Consider the following 16,104-nt stretch of genomic DNA (forward strand, 5'->3'; position numbering starts at 1 on the left):
CCAGCGCGGTCCCGGCGAGGTCGAGGCGGGTGCCGCGGGCGGCGGGGGTGGCCGGGACGGTCCGGCGGACGAGCGCGGCCCGGTGCGGGTGTCTGCATGCGGGACTCACCAGGCGATCAGGCCCAGGTCGGTGCGGTGCATGTCGGGGAGGCGGCGGAAGCCGCCGTCGTCCATGCGGAAGACGGCCCGGTCGTGGCGCGAGCTGACGAGAAGGTGCCTGCCGGTCGCGTCGAGCGCGGTCCGGAAATCCACCGGTGCCGCGGGCGCGATCTGCCGGGCCGTCATGCGGGCGAGTTCGCGGACGGGCGCCTTGCGGGCCCCGCCCCTGCCGGGCACGGTCAGCTCCACGATCGCCAAGGACTTGAACGTCCCGTCGTCGCCGGTGTCCTCCTCGATGGCCGTGACGGTACGGCCGTCCGGGGAGGGCCTGAAGGAGGACAGGTCGACGGTGCCCCTGAGGGCGGCGCGGGCGTGGACGAGGCTGGTGCCGGTCGCGCGGGTGTCGAGCTCGCGAAGAACGATCCCGGCCTCCCCTCTCCCGGTGCTCTCCGGATCGTCGGCGGCGAAGAAGAGGGTGCGGCCGTCCGCCGCCCATACCGGGGCCAGCACGTACCCCGGCGCGTCGGCGTTCGGCGGCGGCAGACGCCATCCTCGGACGGCACCGGACGGGGACTCGACGACCGCAAGGTCGTCGCCGCCGCACCCGGGGACGTTGTTGAAGGTGAGCGCGACGCGGGCGCCGTCCGCGGTGGCGGCCATCTCGTCCACCTGGGTGGCGAACCCGCCGGGCAGGGTCGTCCTGCTCGCCACGGTGCCGTCGCCACGCAGGGTCACCTTGTCGATGCGGGTGCGGCATTGGCCGGTCTCGTCGGCGAGGAAGGCGGTGCGCCGGTCGGCCGAGACCGCGAGCGCGGCGTAGTGCCCGGCGCGCGGCTCGATGTCGGCGATCATGCGTCCGGTCCAGGAGTCGAAGACCCCGGCGCCGCCCTTGCGATGGGTCGCCAGGAAGAACGGGGGGCCTTCATGCGCGCCGAGCGCGTCCGGGCCGCGCAGGGCCCCGCGCAGGGCGACGGTCACGGCCACGACCGCGATCACGGTGAGGACGGCGGCGACGGGCACGGTCCACCGTCCCGCCGGCCGGCGGCTGCGGGCGGCGGGCAGGGTCAACGGCGGCAGCGACTCGCGCGTCACCTCGCGCGTCTCGGCGGCGGCCGCGTCCTTCAGCAGCCGTTCGATGTTCACGGGGTCTCTCCCAGCATGCGCTCAAGGGCGGTGCGCCCGCGGGACGTGTTGGACCGGACGGTGCCCTGGCTCACCCGCATGATCCGCGCGGTCTCCTCCTCGGACAGGTCGAGGACGAACCGGAGCACCAGCGTCTCCCGCTGCCGGTGCGGCAGGCGGCGCAGCGCGTCGAGGATCTCCTTGCCCTGCTCCATGTCCAGGACCCGGCTCTCCGCCGACGCGGCGGGCGGGTCCTGGGCGCCGGGAAGGCGGCGGCCCCGGCGGCGCAGCACGGACCGGCAGTTGTTGAGAACCGACGACCTCAGGTAGGTCAGGGCCTTGCCGGGGTCCTTCAGCCGGCCCCACCGCCGGTACAGGCCGAGGAAGGAGTCCTGGACGACGTCCTCGGCCGTCGCCCGGTCGCCGACCATCACCAGGGCCAGCCTGACGAGGCCCAGGGCGTGCGCTTCGTACAACTGCGTCACCGCTCTCTCGGGAGAGTGCTCCACCAGATCCGGGGGGCCTTCCTGACGGAAGTTGAGGAGGCTCACGGGGAAGAGACGCCTCCGGGCCGCCGATGTTGCACGGGCGGCCGATCTTTCTCGGCGGGCCGCCTACCGCTGGAACAGCGACAGCGTGACGCCGCGGACGCGCCAGACACCGGCCTGCCGGAAGTCCCGTTGCAGGACGTCGACCTTCGCGCGGTCCTGCGGGACCAGGGACGGCGTGCGCCAGGGTCCCTCCAGCAGCCAGACCCGGGTCGTCGAGGTACGGGCCACCCGGCGGCCGATCTCGGCCGGGTCGAACTCGGCGCCGCCGAAGTTGCCCGCCTCGGCGGGCGTCCGCCGCAGCGCGATGTCGCGCAGCCCGCGGAACGCCTCCGGATACGCCTCGGCGATCGAACGCCGGTCCGCCGTGAGGAAGAGGATCGCGTCACCCGGCCGGGCCTCCCGCTTGACGATCGCCGCGGCCCCGCGGAGGTCGTCCCACCAGTTCTCCGGACGGCGCTGCGCGACGTGCAGCGGTTCCACTATGACGGCCATCGCGACGAGCGGCGCGATCCACGTCCGGTAGGGCAGGCGGGCGAGTCCGGCGGCGGCCAGCAGCGTCATGGCGGGCAGGCTGCCGATCACGTAGCGGCCCGTGTAGAAGGGATGGAACTGGGAGACCAGGAGCAGCACCGTCGCGGGCAGCAGCAGCCACGGCAGGGCCAGGGCCTGCGGGGCGATCGGGCCGCGGCGCCGGGCCGTGATCAGGCCCACCGCCATCGCCGCGCCGAGCAGGTACGCCGCCTTCGGGGGGCCGGTGAACGCCTCGGCCAGGAAGAGCGCGTCGCGCCATCCCGGGCGCGTCAGCCAGTCCAGGGCGTTGCGCTGGGTCACGGCCAGCGCGATCAGCGGGCTCACCGCGACGACCGCTGCCGCCGCGGCGGCGGACCACCGGCGCAGCATCGTCCTGGTGCGGTGCGCCTGCAGCAGGGTCGCCAGGTGGGCGGGGAGGATGAGCAGTGCGAACAAGTGGACCAGCCCCAGCAAAGCGACGCCCGCGCCGTAGGCGGCGTACCGGCGCCGCGAGCCCCGTTCCGCCAAGTCCACGAACAGCACGGTCAGCCACACGGTGAGCGCCGCGACCAGGGAGTAGGACCGGGCCTCGTGCGCGTAGCGGCTGGCAAACGGAGCCGCGGTGTAGAGCAGGCCGGCGACCAGCCCGGCGGGCCCGGACATGATCCTTCGGCCGAGGACGGTGATGCCCGCCGCGGTGGCCGCGAACGCCGCGATCGACGGGAGCCGCAGCGCGAACTCGCCGGCCCCGAAGACCTGCACGACGCAGTGCATGAGCAGGTAATAGGCGGCGTGGACGGCGTCGATGTGCCGAGCGCACCACAGGATGTCGGGGACCGAGCGGCGGGCGATCTCGGACGTGATCGCCTCGTCACGCCACAGCGGCAGCCGTCCGGCTCCCCAGACGCCCATCGCCAGCGCCAGCAGAGCCGGCAGCGAGGGAAGGAGCCAGGCACTCCCCCGCTCTCGCCTCGCCTCCCCGCGCCGACCTGCGTCTTCGGTGGGCGGGCCGGGGCGCGCGACCGTGGCCGGGCGTGCGCCGGGCAGAAGATCCGGTTTTGAGTTCACGCCAAGAGACGCGGAAAGCCTCCCGCTGTTGCATCCCTCCGGCGAGATCCCCGGATGCGATCTCGGAGCCGGAGTCATCGGCTTGGACGATCTCTCCTTGGCCACCATTACGGATGCCTATAGTTGGCGCGTGTCCGTCGATCGCCTGCTGGTCAATCTCGACCTGAATCTGCTGGTCACGCTGGACGTGCTGCTGCGCGAGCGCAACGTCGCGCGCTGGCGCGGCTGCGCCGGCACTTCGGCGACGAGCTGCTGCATCGGACGGGCGGCCGCTACGAGCTGACGCCGCTGGCCGTGCAGGTGGCGGCGCGGACGCCGCCGACGGTGGACGGCATACGCCGTGTCTTCGACGTCCGGGCCGAGTTCGACCCGGCGACGGTCGAGCGAGAGTTCACGATCATCACGTCCGACTACGCGGTGGCGGTGCTCGGCCCGATCGTCGCGCGGCTGGTGGCCGAGCAGGCGCCGGGAGTGCGGCTGCGGATGCAGCAGACCGGCCCGCACGTGGTCGACCACGCGGCGGAGACCCTGCGCACCGTGGCACTCGCCATCAGAGGAGCGAACGCGCTCGTGGCCGCACGAATCTGATCGTCCTACACCTCATCGTGCCCCCGGACCGCCACCCGCGTCGCCACCTCGCCTGCGCGCGCTGCTGCCAGCCCAGCCACAGCCCGAATAGCCGCGCGGCGGCATCCACCGTGGCCATCGCCAGGGTAAACGACCGCAGGTCGGCGGCCTCCTGATCCGAGTCGACGCTGACAAGGACGATCGGCGAGGTCATGCGCTTGCCGCTGTGACTCCTGCGGCCTGATAGCTGTGACCCGCGGGCCAGAGCCGCCAGACGACTCCTTAATGTGACGACTCGTTCACCGTACGCTTTCGATGGCTTCGGCTCGTGTCGGAATCCGTTCGGGAGGAATGAGATGTCATCGACCACGCAGAAGGCCACCGCTTTGGCGTCCGCTCTGGCTCTGACGGCCACCGGAGCGCTCGCTCCCGGTAACGCCGCCTCGGCCACCACCAGGACCAAGGCCGAAGCGCCGGCCGCGCTAAAAGGCTGCGGAGCCAACCTCCCCGCCACCCCGGCGCGATGGACCTACGCACGGGGCACCTGTGCGCTCCTCGGCAGGCCCGGCGCATGGCACAGCTTCCGCTGGACCGCGACCGACTCCTACGCAGCTCTCCAGGTCAGGACCTACAACACCCGAGGCCAGGCCTACTGGGTCAAGTGCGGCTCGGGAGGAGGGCACTGCCAGGTACCCATCGGCAACAACGCCTTCACCCCGCTGTTCCGCGCCTGGAACGCGCTGCGGGTCTCCCACATCTACATCACCTACTGAGCACGCCCGCAGCCGCTCCCAGTACGCGAACTGAAAGAGGAGTCCGTCTTGATCAAGCGGCCGGTGGCGACTTCACGAGAAGGACAGCGGCAGAAGGACGGCTCAGGAAGCGGACGGCTCGATCTCCCCCGCAAAGACGATGACCTGGTCGATGAGGCTCCGCCGCAGATGGACGACATCCGTTCCCGTCAGGCGGGGGCCTCCATCCGGCGTGGTGAAGACCCACTGGTACCGGGCCCACTCGTCAGGCATGTCCACCGCTGAGCAGCGCGCCATCGTGCCGGGCCCCGCCGGGTGGCGCCGGATGTCCAGCACGAACCGCTCGACCGCCGCGATTCCTTCGCTGCGCCCCAACGGCCCCCAGAAGACCACGTCTGAGGTCAGGGCCTGGGAGAGCAGGTCGGTCACATAGCTGTCGGCCGAGGCGTTGAACGCGGCGATGAACGTGTCGATCGCGGAGCGTGCCGTCTCTTCCTGCATGCCCCAGTAATACCAGCCGTCGCGCGTGCGCTCGTCCCGCGAGCCGCCTGCCGATCACGGTGGACCATCCCGGTCACGGCGCGAGCCGACGATGTGGCGGTAGACCTGCAACAGAACGCCGGTCAGGTCGGCGTCCCAGGAGCGGCGATGGGCAGTTCCGGCCCGCACCGCGATCCGCGACGCCGTCGCCGTGCGCGTACACCTACTGGACGACGAGTCGAGCGGGACGCCGTTGTCAGTCGCCTACAGCGCCGTTGGCGGTCCGGCGGCACCGATCATCGAGGCCCTGGTTCTCCAGCCGGACTCCGCTGCGCGTGAGCGAGGTTTCCTGGTCGTCCAGGAGCGCGTCGGCCACGACGATAAATCAGCCATCCTTGAATCCGACCGAAGCCCGAGTCCCAACTCGATTCGGCAGAGACCACTGATTGGCTGGAGTTAGCGCGGTTCACGGAAATGATCCGTTGAAGCGAGATCACGTCCGAGGGCGGCCACGAAGAGCCGAATTCATGGAGAAGGTGCGTGCCCCTTCTCACGGTTACATTGGGGCGGTATCCCTTACGGTCGCGGTGACCGGGACCGGGCTCTGTGAAGGGTGGCGGCTCGATGCGGCTGTGGAACGCGTGGCGGCGCATGCACGGCTGGTGGCTGCTGATGGTCGCGGCGGCGGTCGGGGCCTTCGGGTCGCTGCCGGCCTCGTCCTTGCCCGCGCTGGCCGGGTCGGCGATGGTGGCCGTGGCCAGCGGGCTGGCGGGGATGCTGACCGTTCGCGCGGAGCGCTCGATCGAGCGCCGGTCGTCGCTCGAGCCGCCGCGCGTGCGCCGGGGCGCAGTGCGGCGCGTCCGGGAACTGGACGATCCGCTGGCCGTGGGCGTCCATCCCGCATTCGCCCTCGTGGCGGAGAGCGGAGAGGTCGACGACTGCCCGCCGTTCGTCCGGCGGGACCGCAGTGATGACCTGGAGGACGCGCTGCGGTCCGGCGGGTTCGTGTTGGTGGTCGGTGAGTCGACTGCCGGCAAGACGCGAGCGGCCTTCGAAGCGATGCGCGTGTGCCTGCCCGATCACGTCTTCGTCCGTCCCCTGTCGCGGGACGAGCTGGCGGGCGCGCTGGACGCGGCGGCGCGGCATGACAAGAGCGTGCTGTGGCTGGACGACCTGGAGCTGTACCTGGGCGCGAACGGGTTGACGGCCGAGATGGTCAGCTCGCTGCTGGCCGCGCCGAAGGGTCACCGGGTCGTGCTGGCGACGATGCGCTCGCATGAACGGGCCCGTTACAGCCCACGATTCGCGCGTCGCGCGGGAGACGACCAGCAGCATTCGTTCAGGCGGGCCGGCGAAGCGCTGAACCTGGCCCGAGAGGTACGAATCGACCGTCTGTGGTCGTCCAAGGAGCGGCAGGGCGCGGCGGAAAGAGCCGACGATCGCCGGATCGCGAGGGCCCTGGAACAGGCCGATCACTTCGGGGTGGCGCAGTACCTGGCGGCCGGTCCGGAGTTGTTCAAGGAATGGCAGGACGCCTGGGGGGCGTGGCCGGAGGGCAGGCCGCGCGCGGCCGCCCTGGTCACCGCGGCGGTCGACGTCCGCCGCGCCGGATACCACCTGCCGCTGCCCGTCGCGTTCCTACAGGCGCTGCATCAGTCGTACCTGGACATGCCGACTCGTTCCCACCTGCGGCTGGAGACCTGGGAAGAGGCGTTGGAGTGGGCGACGGAGCCGCTGCACGCGACCAGCAGCCTGCTCATGCCCGCCGCGGACGACCACTACGTCGCCTTCGACTATCTGGCGGACGCGGCCGATGACGCCTCCTCCGTTCCGGACGTCCCGTCGCACGCCTGGGAGGCCGTGACCGCCTTCGTGCCGCCCGCCGACGCGATCGATGTGGCTTGGGCGGCCTTCCTGCGCCACCGCCTGGACGTCGCCGAGCGGGCGTTGACCAGGGCGCTCGCCGGCGGCCGTCACGAAGCCGCGCACGACTTCGCCTTCATGATGCGCGAGACCGGCCGTGACGAGGACGTGCTCACTTGGCTGGAGGGAGCGGTGCGGGCGGCGACGCAGGCCGGGGCGCCGCCCGAGGAGATCATTCTGCTGCGCGACCAGATCGCCTGGTGGATAGGCGGTCGGTTTGAGGGCCACGGCGACGTCCACACCGCGTACGACCTCGCCGAGACCGTGGTCGCCGACAGCACAAGGATCCTCGGCGCCGATCACCCGCTGACGTTGAAGAGCCGCATCACGCTGATCCGCCAGTTGGGGGACGTGCGCAGCCCCGAAGAGGCCCTTGCCATGGCGCGCGAAGTCGCCGATATCGCCGCCAGCGTCCACGGCACCGACCACTGGACGCACCGGAACGCCCGGTTCGAGGTCGCGGTGTGGACGTTGTACTGCGGCGACCGACACCGGACCGTACAGCGGTGGCGGGATCTGGCGGAGGACGAGGTCACCGAAAACCCGGCGGGTGTCGAGGATTGCCTGCGCAACATCACCGCGGTGCTGAACGAACTCGATGATCCCGCCTTCAACGCCCAGTTGGTGCAATGGCTCGAGGCACTCGCAGAAAGTGCGCGCACGAATGTAGGGGTCGAGCAACCCACTCTCATCCTGCTGTACACAATCCTTGCGACGTGGACGGGGAATCAAGGTGACCATATGCGCGCACGCGAGATCGCACGACGCGCGTTGAAGGAGGGCCAGAAAACACTCGGCGCGCTCCATCTCCGCACGATCAACGCGCAGCTCGTCCTGGCTCACCAAGAGGGCGGGCTCGGAGAGATCGCCAGGGCACGGACGCTCGTTGAGGAGGCCGAAAAGGCCGCCGCCCGCGTCTATGGCGAGTCCCATCGGATGACGATCTGGGCTCGCGAAGAACGAGACCTGTGGGCCGCTCATTCCTAGCCAGCCTGCACGCGGCCGAGGTGATCGGCTGGTCCGCACTGCGTACCACCGAGACGGTGACGGCAAGAGTGGTGTCGTCGCTGCATGGAGCGTATGCGGCGTCGCGGGATGGGCCGCGGTCCGGTCGGCCCATCCCGCGCGGGTGTGTCAGCGGCGCTGGAGCTTTGCGAGCATTAGGGTCGGGTCGTTTCCGGCGAGGTTCGCGCCGTTGGTCACATAGACCCGGTTTCCTCGAACGATGACGGCCGTGGTCCCCTGCATGCCGGCGTCGGCGTCCAGGAGGGTCTCGTGCGCGCCGTCCGCGCCGACGCGCACGAGCTTGCTGCTCTGGTTGATCGCGGCGAGGATCTCGGCGCCCCGGCCGGTGAAGTCGAAGTCGTCGATGCCCTCCAGGCCGGTGGCCCGGACCTCGGCCCGGCCGGAGCCGCCGTCCTTGGTCACCGGGATGCGGACGATGCTGCCTCGGTCGGAATTGGTCGCCCATACGGCGCCGTCGTGGATCTTCATGCCGTTGGCGCCGAAGAAGCCGGCGGGCGCCAGGGCCGGGTCCGCCGACCACACCGAGGCCTCGCCGCCGCTCAGCGGGGCCTGCCAGATGCGCCCGCCGGCGGAGTCGGTGATCAGGAAGCGGTGCCGCCTCCTGTCGATGACCAGTGCGTTCGGAAAGGTGTCGGCGGGCAGCGGCACGACGAGCCGTGGCTCACCGGAGCGATCGAGCCGCCAGATCCCGGTCAGCCCGCCCTGCCCGGAGGAGTAGAGGAAGTAGACGGCGCCGCCGTCCGACCGGGCGACCCCGGTGACGTCGGGGGCCCCGACGACCGGGGTGGTGGCGCCGCCGCCGGGGGGCAGCGGCATGGTGGCGAGTACCTGCACGGCCCCGTCCCGCCCGACCCGCACCACCTGGCGGGCGGAGATCATGCCGATGACCACGCTGCCGCCGGGCTCCGGCGCGATGCTCTCGGCGACCTGGCCCGCGGCCCGGTCGAAGTGGGCGAGGACGCGCACGTCGCCCAGGCGGGCGCCGGCCGCGTGATCAAGGTCTGCCGGGACGGCGGCCGAGGCCGCGGCCGCGTCCGGGGCGGCGAGGGCCGCCGGTGCCGTGGCGAGCGCGGCGAGCAGGCCGACGAGACCGAGCGTGGCGGCGCGACGCCGCACCCCGGCGGGGCGATCGAGGGACATGGCTTTCCTTTCCGTCGTGCGGGACGGAGAGGGGCGGCGATGGCGCCGGCCGGGATCGGCGGGCGCGGATCCGGCGACGTCGGGCGGCCGCGGTGCGGGATGACGACCACGGTCCTTCTGCCGCCTCCTCACCAGACTGTATCGTCCAGTACAGAAGTTCTGCGGCAGACTGTATCAGTCAATACAACGGAGCTGTACTGCGGAGTACAGAACACGGGAGAGGCCCATGGGACGCACGCCGACCACCACACGGGGTCGCGCGACCCGCAAGCGCATCCTCGATTCGGCGGCGGACCTCATCGAGCGGCGCGGCGTCGCAGCGGTGACGCTGGAGGACGTCGAACGCGCCGCGGGGGTCGGCCGCAGCCAGCTCTACCACTACTTCGACGACCGCGACGACCTCGTCCGCTCCGTGGTCCACCGCACCGTGGACAAGGTGCTGGCCGCACAGGAGCCGCTGCTGGTGCAGGTCGACTCGCTGGCCGGCATCGACCGCTGGTTCGACGCGATCGTGGCCAACGGGACCCGGCAGGACGCGGTCGGCGGCTGCGCGATCGGCTCCTTGGCCAGCCAGCTCAGCGGCAGCGACGACCTCACCCGGCAGGCGTTCGTGGACGCCTTCGCGCGCTGGGAGGCCCCCCTCATCGCGGGCCTGCGCCGGATGCAGGAGTCGGGCGAACTGCGCCCGGACGTGGACGTCACCGAGCTGGCCGACCTCACCATGGCCGCGATCCAGGGCGGCCTCCTGCTGGCCCAGGTCCGCCGTGCACCGGACCAGCTCCGCCTCGCCCTGCGCGGCGCACGGGCGGCCCTGGAGGACGCACTCGCCCCGTGACCTGAGCAAAGTCCGCTTGCCGCTCAGCCGCAGGCCCCTCAAGGTGGCGTTCGGTCATGGGGGCGCCTCGATCGCGGACTCACACCTGCGGCTCCGGTCGCAGGGCGGCGGTCCATGCCTGCTTCGGGATCAGAGCCGCATGAGCTTGCCGACCAGGGCGGTGAGCTGGGCGCGTTCGCCGGCGGTGAGGGGGGCGAACGTCTCCTCCAGGTAGGAGGAGACGGTGCTCTCGGCGCCGGCGAGGCGTTCGCGGCCCTCGTCGGTGATGGTGACGGCGTAGGAGCGGCGGTCGTCGGGGTTGCGCTCGCGGCGGACGAAGCCGGACCGCTCCAGGTCGTCGCACACGTTCACCATGACGCTGCGGTCGATCCGCAGTTCCTCGCTGAGCACCTGCTGGGAGCAGGGGCCGACGGCGTCGAGCATCTTCAGCACCAGGTGCTGGCCGACGCCGAGGCCGTGCCGGGCGGCGTGGGCGTCGGCGGCGCGGGCCAGGTACGCCGAGGCGCGGCACATCGCGATGTCCGGGCGTTCGGCCGCGAGCGTCGGGAAGTACGCGGGCCTGGCGGGCTTGGAAGGCATGGGTCTCCTGCACTGTCGACCCGCCCGAGGTTACCAGAACCATCTGACCCACAATTGTTTGACAGCAGATCGTTTGCGAGCATACGGTTCCGTCTCGTTGCAGATCGTCTGCTCAAAGATGGAGTGATCTGGTGATGCGTTCCGACCGCCGGGCGACGGCGGCCCTGGTCCTGCTGTGCGCGGCGGTGTTCCTGGACTCGATGGACCTGTCGCTGATGGGCGTGGCACTGCCCGCCATCGGCGCCGACCTCGCGCTGCCCGACAGCACGCTGCAATGGCTGATGTCCGGCTACGCGGTGGCCTACGGCGGGTTCCTGCTCCTCGGCGGGAGGCTGGCCGACCTGCTCGGACGGCGCCGGATGTTCCTGGCATCGCTGGCGGTGTTCGCGGCGGCGAGCCTGGCGGGCGGCCTGCTCTCCGACGGCTGGCCCCTGGTCGCCACCCGCGTGGTGAAGGGCGTCGCGGCCGCGCTGACCGCCCCGGCGGCGCTGTCACTGATCACCACCACGTTCGCCGAGGGACCGCGCCGCAACCGGGCGCTCGGCGTGTACGCGCTGGCCGGAGCGACCGGCTACAGCGCCGGACTGATCGCCTCCGGGCTGCTCACCGAGGTGAGCTGGCGGCTGGTGTTCTTCCTGCCGGTGCCTATCGCACTGCTCGTGCTCGCCGTCGCCCCCAGGGTGATCCCGGCCGGACGCACCACCGGCCCGCGCACGGGATTCGACACGGCGGGCGCCGGAGCCGTCACCGGCGGCGTCCTGCTGCTGGTCTACGCCCTCACCGAGACCGACTGGCCCGCCGGTGCGGCGGCGCTGGTGCTGCTGGGAGCGTTCGTGGTGATCGAGCGGCGCCGGCGCGACCCGCTCGTGCCGCTGGGAGTGTTCCGCTCACGGCGGCTCACCTCGGCCAATCTGGCGGCGCTGGCCTGGGCGTGCGCGACGATCGGCTGGCAGTTCGCCGCCGTCCTCTACCTGCAGGGCGTGCTGGGGTACTCGGCGCTGGACACCGGGCTGGGGATCGTCCCGATGGGGCTGGCCATCGTCGTCACCGCCAACCTCGCCGGACGGCTGATCGGACGCTGGGGCCTGCGCCGCACCGCCGCGCTCGGGCTGCTCGTCCAGGGCGCCGGGATCCTGCTGTTCCTGCGCACGGGAGCGTCCAGCGGTTACGCGACCGTGCTGCTGCCCGCGCTCATCGTGCACGGCGTGGGCAACGGCCTGTCGTTCCCCAGCCTCAACATCGCCGCGGTCGGGGCCCTGCCGGACGACCGCCAGGGCCTGGCCTCCGGCCTGGTCACCTCCGCCGTCCAGATCGGGGCCGGCATCGGCGTGGCGGTGCTCGCGGCCGTGATGGCGATCCCGGCCTCCGCACTGGACGGTTACCGCGCGGCGTTCCTGACCGCCGGATCCTTCTCGCTGCTCGGCGCGCTCATCGCCTGCCTCGGCCTGGGAACCCGAGCCGAACCCGCGGCCGGCGAACCAGCGGCCGACGAACCGACGACCTCCGCACCGACCTCCACAAGCGCCTGAGGAGCACCGCGATGACCCTCGACCTGACTCCCGACGAACTGCTGTCCACCACCCGAGCCGTCCGCAAGCGGCTCGACTTCGACCGGCCCGTCCCGCGCCGCCTCATCGAGGAGTGCGTCGACCTGGCCACCCAGGCCCCCACCGGACGCAACCGGCAACGCTGGCACTTCATCGTGGTCACCGAGCCGCGCCTGCGCCGCAAGGTGGGCGACATCTTCCGCCGCGCGCTCGCCGCCGCGGAGGGGCAGCCACTCAACGAACACGACATCCGCCGCATGAACCACGCTCCGCGCTCCACCCAGGGCGTGTTCGACGGGCTGCGGCACCTGACCGACAACATCCACCGCGTCCCGGCGTTCGTCATCCCCGCCATCGAAGGACGCACCGATCACGCCTCGGCGGCCGTCCAATCCGGCACCTGGGGCTCCATCCTGCCCGCGACCTGGAGCTTCATGCTCGCCGCCCGCGCCCGCGGCCTCGGCACCACCTGGACCACCGCCCAAGGCCCCCTCGAACACGAACTCGCCGCGGCACTGGGCGTCCCCTACAACGAGGTCATGCTCGCCGCGTTCATCCCGCTCGCCTACACGATCGGCACCGACTTCAAACCCGCACCCCGCATTCCACGCGACCAGGTCCTGCACTGGGAACGATGGTGAACACCGCGTTTCGATTTCGCCGAGATACTTTCCGCACAGAAGCTCAGAATGGCTCTGTTCTGCCTTTTTGAAGCAGGGCTCGGGCCCTCCTGTGCCGAACACGTTAATTCGCTGTTAAATCCGCAATACGCCCGGCGTCGTGTTCCCTTCCGGCCAGTAGGGTCCGGAGCGTGCTGATCAGCCCACATGAACAGGAGCGCCTGCTGCTGCACGTCGCCGCGTCGGTCGCGCAGGCGCGCCGCGCTCGCGGTCTGCGGCTCAACCATCCGGAGGCGACCGCGGTCATCGCGGTCCACGTGCTGGAGGGCGCGAGGGACGGGCGGTCGGTCGCCGAGTTGATGGAGTCCGGCCGGACGGTGCTGACACGGGAGGACGTCATGGAAGGCATTCCGGAGATGCTCGACTCGGTGCAGGTCGAGGCGACCTTCCCCGACGGCACCAAGCTCGTCACCGTCCACCGGCCGATCCCGTGAGCGGGCGCCCTCTCGTTCCGGGCGAGGTCGTCCCCGGAGACGGGCCGCCGGTCGCCCTCAACCCCGGACGCCCGCGCACGGCCGTCACCGTCGTCAACACCGGCGACCGGCCCGTCCAGGTCGGGTCGCACTACCACTTCGCGGTGGCGAACCCGGCGCTGGAGTTCGACCGGTCCGCGGCCTGGGGACACCGGCTCGACGTCCCGGCGGGCACGTCGGTGCGGTTCGAGCCGGGCCTGACCCGGGAGGTCGCGCTGGTGCCGCTGGCCGGGAACCGGGTGGTGCCGGGTCTGCGGCCCGAGCAGGCCGGAGCGCTGGATGGCTGACCTCTCACGGGCCCGGTACGCGCAGCTGTACGGCCCCACCGCCGGAGACCGCATACGGCTGGCCGACACCGACCTGTTCATCGAGGTGACCGAGGACCGGAGCCGCGGCGCGGGAGCGGGCGACGAGGCGGTCTTCGGGGGCGGCAAGGTGATCCGCGAGTCGATGGGGCAGGCGCGCACCACGCGCGCGGACGGCGCCCTCGACCTGGTCGTCACCGGGGCCGTGGTGCTGGACCACTGGGGCGTCGTCAAGGCCGACGTCGGGATCCGCGACGGCAGGATCGTCGCGCTCGGCAAGGCCGGCAACCCCGACACGATGGACGGCGTCCACCCGGACCTGGTGATCGGGCCGTCCACCGAGGTGCTGGCAGGCAACGGCCGCATCCTGACCGCCGGGGCGGTGGACTCCCACGTCCACCTCATCTGCCCGCAGCTGCTGGAGGAGGCGCTCGGCGCCGGGGTCACCACCGTGATCGGAGGCGGGACCGGCCCGGCCGAGGGGACGAAGGCCACGACCGTGACCGGAGCCTGGTACCTGGCCCGGATGCTGGAGTCGCTCGACTCGTGGCCGGTGAACGTCGCGCTCCTCGGCAAGGGCAACACGGTCGGCGAGGAGGCGCTGTGGGAGCAGCTGCGCGCCGGGGCGTCCGGCTTCAAGCTGCACGAGGACTGGGGTTCGACCCCGGCGGCCATCGACGCCTGCCTGCGCGTCGCCGACGCGTCCGGGGTGCAGGTCGCCCTGCACTCCGACACCCTGAACGAGGCGGGGTACGTCGAGTCGACGCTCGGCGCCATCGCCGGCCGGTCGATCCACGCGTACCACACCGAGGGCGCGGGCGGCGGGCACGCGCCCGACATCATCACCATCGCCGCGCACCCCAACGTGCTGCCCTCCTCCACCAACCCGACCCGGCCGCACACCGTCAACACCCTCGACGAGCACCTCGACATGCTCATGGTGTGCCACCACCTGAACCCGTCGGTGCCCGAGGACCTGGCCTTCGCCGAGTCGCGCATCCGGCCGACGACCATGGCCGCCGAGGACGTCCTGCACGACCTCGGCGCGATCGCGATGATCGGGTCGGACTCGCAGGCCATGGGACGGATCGGCGAGACGGTGATCCGCACCTGGCAGACCGCGCACGTCATGAAGCTCCGCCGCGGCTCCCCGGGCGAGGGCGGCGCCGCGGAGCCGGCCGACAACCTGCGAGCCCGCCGCTACGTCGCCAAGTACACGATCAACCCGGCCATCGCGCACGGCCTCGACGGCGAGATCGGCTCGGTGGAGCCGGGCAAGCTCGCCGACCTGGTGCTGTGGCATCCCGCCTTCTTCGGCGTCCGCCCGCAGGTGGTCGTCAAGGGCGGGGTCATCGCCTGGGCGGCGATGGGCGACGCCAACGCCTCGATCCCCACGCCGCAGCCGGTGCTGCCCCGGCCGATGTTCGGTGCCGCGCCGCGCACCGCCGCCGCCACCTCGGTGCACTTCGTGGCCCCCGCCGCGATCGACGCGGGCCTTGCCGACCGGCTCGCGGTGGACCGCGCTCTGGTGCCGGTCAAGGACACCCGCCTGGTGGGCAAGGCGGACATGGTGCTCAACGACGCGCTCCCCCGGATCGACGTCGACCCGGACACCTTCACGGTGTCGATCGACGGCGACGACGTGGAGCCCTCCCCCGCGACCGAGCTGCCGATGGCGCAGCGCTATTTCCTGTTCTGATGGCGCTGCCGGCACCGCTGCTGCTTCTCGCCGACTCCCGGCTCCCGGCGGGCGGCCACGCCCACTCCGGCGGGCTGGAACCGGCGGCGGAGGCGGGCGCGGTCACCGACCTCCCGACGCTCACGGCCTTCCTGCGCGGGCGCCTCGCCACCACCGGACTGGTCGCCGCCGCGCTCTCGGCCGCCGCCTGCGCCCACGCGGCCCGCACCGTGGACGGAGCGGCCCGTACGCGCGGCGAAGCCGGCGGGGACGACGGGGACGGCGGCCTTGGCGGGCACGAGGCATGGTCGGTGCTCGACGCCGAAGCCGACGCCAGGATGCCCTCCCCCGCCGGCCGCGGGGCCTCACGGGCCCAGGGCCGGTCGCTGCTGCGCGCCGTCCGCGCCATGTCGCCGCACCCGGTACTGGACGCCCTCGCGGCCTTCTCCGCTCCGCACCACCCGCTCGTCCTCGGCGCCGCCGTCGCCGTCACCGGAGGCTCTCCCGCGGACGCCGCCTCGATCGGCGCGTACGGGGCGGTCACCGGCCCCGCGTCCGCGGCCGTGCGCCTGCTCGGGCTCGACCCGCTGGCCGTGCACCGCGCGCTCGCGGACCTGGCTCCGCAGGTGGACGCGGTCGCCGCCGAGGCCGCCGGACACGCGCGCGGTGATCCCCGGGAGCTTCCGGCCGCTTCGGCGCCCGCCCTCGATATCTTCGCCGAACTGCACCTCCAGGCGGACCTGCGCCTGTTCGAATCCTGATCCCGCGG

General features: G+C 72.1%; 17 protein-coding genes. 11 read left to right on the forward strand and 6 right to left on the reverse strand.

Going from position 1 to position 16,104, the window contains the following annotated elements:
* Positions 1-105: 105 nt before the first annotated feature.
* The 3 genes from ABT299_RS43885 to ABT299_RS43895 all read right to left on the reverse strand — a co-directional run bounded on the left by ABT299_RS43885 (position 106) and on the right by ABT299_RS43895 (position 3,194).
* A complete protein-coding gene (locus ABT299_RS43885; protein ID WP_500254408.1) occupies positions 106-1,242 on the reverse strand; it encodes a TolB-like translocation protein in 1,137 nt (378 codons plus the stop codon).
* Positions 1,239-1,706 (reverse strand): SigE family RNA polymerase sigma factor, encoded by a 468-nt coding sequence (locus ABT299_RS43890; RefSeq protein ID WP_347256881.1) that lies wholly within the window; start codon positions 1,704-1,706, stop codon positions 1,239-1,241. Before ABT299_RS43890 ends, ABT299_RS43885 begins: the two co-directional genes overlap by 4 nt.
* Positions 1,707-1,835: 129 nt before the next feature.
* On the reverse strand, positions 1,836-3,194 hold the full coding sequence (locus tag ABT299_RS43895) for a glycosyltransferase family 39 protein (protein WP_500254409.1): 1,359 nt from the start codon (positions 3,192-3,194) through the stop codon (positions 1,836-1,838).
* 286 nt (positions 3,195-3,480) lie between these two features.
* Here ABT299_RS43895 and ABT299_RS43900 point away from each other — a divergent pair, with 286 nt between their 5' ends.
* The 3 genes from ABT299_RS43900 (at position 3,481) to ABT299_RS43910 (ending at position 4,690) form a co-directional block, all read left to right on the forward strand.
* On the forward strand, positions 3,481-3,633 hold the full coding sequence (locus ABT299_RS43900; RefSeq protein WP_500254410.1) for a hypothetical protein: 153 nt from the start codon (positions 3,481-3,483) through the stop codon (positions 3,631-3,633).
* A gap of 41 nt (positions 3,634-3,674) precedes the next feature.
* Entirely contained in the window at positions 3,675-3,938 is a 264-nt protein-coding gene (locus ABT299_RS43905) for a hypothetical protein (protein WP_500254411.1), read from the forward strand.
* A 335-nt stretch (positions 3,939-4,273) separates the two neighbouring features.
* The gene (locus ABT299_RS43910; protein WP_387018407.1) at positions 4,274-4,690 is read left to right on the forward strand and encodes a hypothetical protein; all 417 of its coding nucleotides are present in this window, start codon (positions 4,274-4,276) and stop codon (positions 4,688-4,690) included.
* A gap of 102 nt (positions 4,691-4,792) precedes the next feature.
* On the opposite strand, the gene ABT299_RS43915 is transcribed toward ABT299_RS43910, so the two are convergent.
* Positions 4,793-5,170 (reverse strand): nuclear transport factor 2 family protein, encoded by a 378-nt coding sequence (locus ABT299_RS43915; RefSeq protein ID WP_190861324.1) that lies wholly within the window; start codon positions 5,168-5,170, stop codon positions 4,793-4,795.
* Between the two features lie 603 nt (positions 5,171-5,773).
* On the opposite strand from ABT299_RS43915, the gene ABT299_RS43920 reads away from it, so the two are divergent.
* Positions 5,774-8,059, forward strand: a complete 2,286-nt coding sequence (locus tag ABT299_RS43920) for a hypothetical protein (RefSeq protein WP_500254412.1) — start codon at positions 5,774-5,776, stop codon at positions 8,057-8,059.
* A gap of 147 nt (positions 8,060-8,206) precedes the next feature.
* Here ABT299_RS43920 and ABT299_RS43925 read toward each other — a convergent pair whose 3' ends face one another.
* Positions 8,207-9,238, reverse strand: a complete 1,032-nt coding sequence (locus ABT299_RS43925) for a hypothetical protein (RefSeq protein ID WP_500254413.1) — start codon at positions 9,236-9,238, stop codon at positions 8,207-8,209.
* Positions 9,239-9,464: 226 nt separating this feature from the next.
* Between ABT299_RS43925 and ABT299_RS43930 the strand changes: the two genes are divergently transcribed.
* Positions 9,465-10,073, forward strand: coding sequence for a TetR/AcrR family transcriptional regulator (locus ABT299_RS43930; RefSeq protein WP_500254414.1), 609 nt, complete (start codon positions 9,465-9,467; stop codon positions 10,071-10,073).
* 129 nt (positions 10,074-10,202) lie between these two features.
* Here the strand turns inward: ABT299_RS43930 and ABT299_RS43935 are convergent, their stop codons facing one another.
* Entirely contained in the window at positions 10,203-10,652 is a 450-nt protein-coding gene (locus ABT299_RS43935) for a MarR family winged helix-turn-helix transcriptional regulator (protein WP_190861202.1), read from the reverse strand.
* A 134-nt stretch (positions 10,653-10,786) separates the two neighbouring features.
* On the opposite strand from ABT299_RS43935, the gene ABT299_RS43940 reads away from it, so the two are divergent.
* The 6 genes from ABT299_RS43940 to ABT299_RS43965 all read left to right on the forward strand — a co-directional run bounded on the left by ABT299_RS43940 (position 10,787) and on the right by ABT299_RS43965 (position 16,096).
* Complete coding sequence (locus tag ABT299_RS43940; protein ID WP_190861204.1) at positions 10,787-12,181, forward strand: MFS transporter; 1,395 nt, start codon at positions 10,787-10,789, stop codon at positions 12,179-12,181.
* An 11-nt stretch (positions 12,182-12,192) separates the two neighbouring features.
* Positions 12,193-12,840, forward strand: coding sequence for a nitroreductase family protein (locus ABT299_RS43945; RefSeq protein WP_387018392.1), 648 nt, complete (start codon positions 12,193-12,195; stop codon positions 12,838-12,840).
* Between the two features lie 170 nt (positions 12,841-13,010).
* Positions 13,011-13,313 (forward strand): urease subunit gamma, encoded by a 303-nt coding sequence (locus tag ABT299_RS43950; protein WP_190861208.1) that lies wholly within the window; start codon positions 13,011-13,013, stop codon positions 13,311-13,313.
* The gene (locus tag ABT299_RS43955; protein ID WP_190861216.1) at positions 13,310-13,639 is read left to right on the forward strand and encodes an urease subunit beta; all 330 of its coding nucleotides are present in this window, start codon (positions 13,310-13,312) and stop codon (positions 13,637-13,639) included. Before ABT299_RS43950 ends, ABT299_RS43955 begins: the two co-directional genes overlap by 4 nt.
* Positions 13,632-15,356, forward strand: coding sequence for an urease subunit alpha (locus ABT299_RS43960; RefSeq protein ID WP_500254415.1), 1,725 nt, complete (start codon positions 13,632-13,634; stop codon positions 15,354-15,356). The genes ABT299_RS43955 and ABT299_RS43960 overlap by 8 nt, the downstream gene beginning before the upstream one ends.
* On the forward strand, positions 15,356-16,096 hold the full coding sequence (locus ABT299_RS43965) for an urease accessory protein UreF (RefSeq protein WP_500254416.1): 741 nt from the start codon (positions 15,356-15,358) through the stop codon (positions 16,094-16,096). Before ABT299_RS43960 ends, ABT299_RS43965 begins: the two co-directional genes overlap by 1 nt.
* Positions 16,097-16,104: the final 8 nt, after the last annotated feature.

It is taken from the genome of Spirillospora sp. NPDC000708 (genome assembly GCF_040299565.1).
GTDB lineage: Bacteria > Actinomycetota > Actinomycetes > Streptosporangiales > Streptosporangiaceae > Spirillospora.

What these genes read in the sequence shown, in the direction of transcription:
- ABT299_RS43965 (WP_500254416.1), top strand. Translation starts at nt 15,356, where the DNA reads ATGGCGCTGCCGGCACCGCTGCTGCTTCTCGCCGACTCCCGGCTCCCG.
- ABT299_RS43920 (WP_500254412.1), top strand. Translation starts at nt 5,774, where the DNA reads ATGCGGCTGTGGAACGCGTGGCGGCGCATGCACGGCTGGTGGCTGCTG.
- ABT299_RS43960 (WP_500254415.1), top strand. Translation starts at nt 13,632, where the DNA reads ATGGCTGACCTCTCACGGGCCCGGTACGCGCAGCTGTACGGCCCCACC.
- ABT299_RS43895 (WP_500254409.1), bottom strand. Translation starts at nt 3,194, where the DNA reads ATGGGCGTCTGGGGAGCCGGACGGCTGCCGCTGTGGCGTGACGAGGCG.
- ABT299_RS43930 (WP_500254414.1), top strand. Translation starts at nt 9,465, where the DNA reads ATGGGACGCACGCCGACCACCACACGGGGTCGCGCGACCCGCAAGCGC.
- ABT299_RS43935 (WP_190861202.1), bottom strand. Translation starts at nt 10,652, where the DNA reads ATGCCTTCCAAGCCCGCCAGGCCCGCGTACTTCCCGACGCTCGCGGCC.
- ABT299_RS43910 (WP_387018407.1), top strand. Translation starts at nt 4,274, where the DNA reads ATGTCATCGACCACGCAGAAGGCCACCGCTTTGGCGTCCGCTCTGGCT.
- ABT299_RS43925 (WP_500254413.1), bottom strand. Translation starts at nt 9,238, where the DNA reads ATGTCCCTCGATCGCCCCGCCGGGGTGCGGCGTCGCGCCGCCACGCTC.
- ABT299_RS43945 (WP_387018392.1), top strand. Translation starts at nt 12,193, where the DNA reads ATGACCCTCGACCTGACTCCCGACGAACTGCTGTCCACCACCCGAGCC.
- ABT299_RS43940 (WP_190861204.1), top strand. Translation starts at nt 10,787, where the DNA reads ATGCGTTCCGACCGCCGGGCGACGGCGGCCCTGGTCCTGCTGTGCGCG.
- ABT299_RS43915 (WP_190861324.1), bottom strand. Translation starts at nt 5,170, where the DNA reads ATGCAGGAAGAGACGGCACGCTCCGCGATCGACACGTTCATCGCCGCG.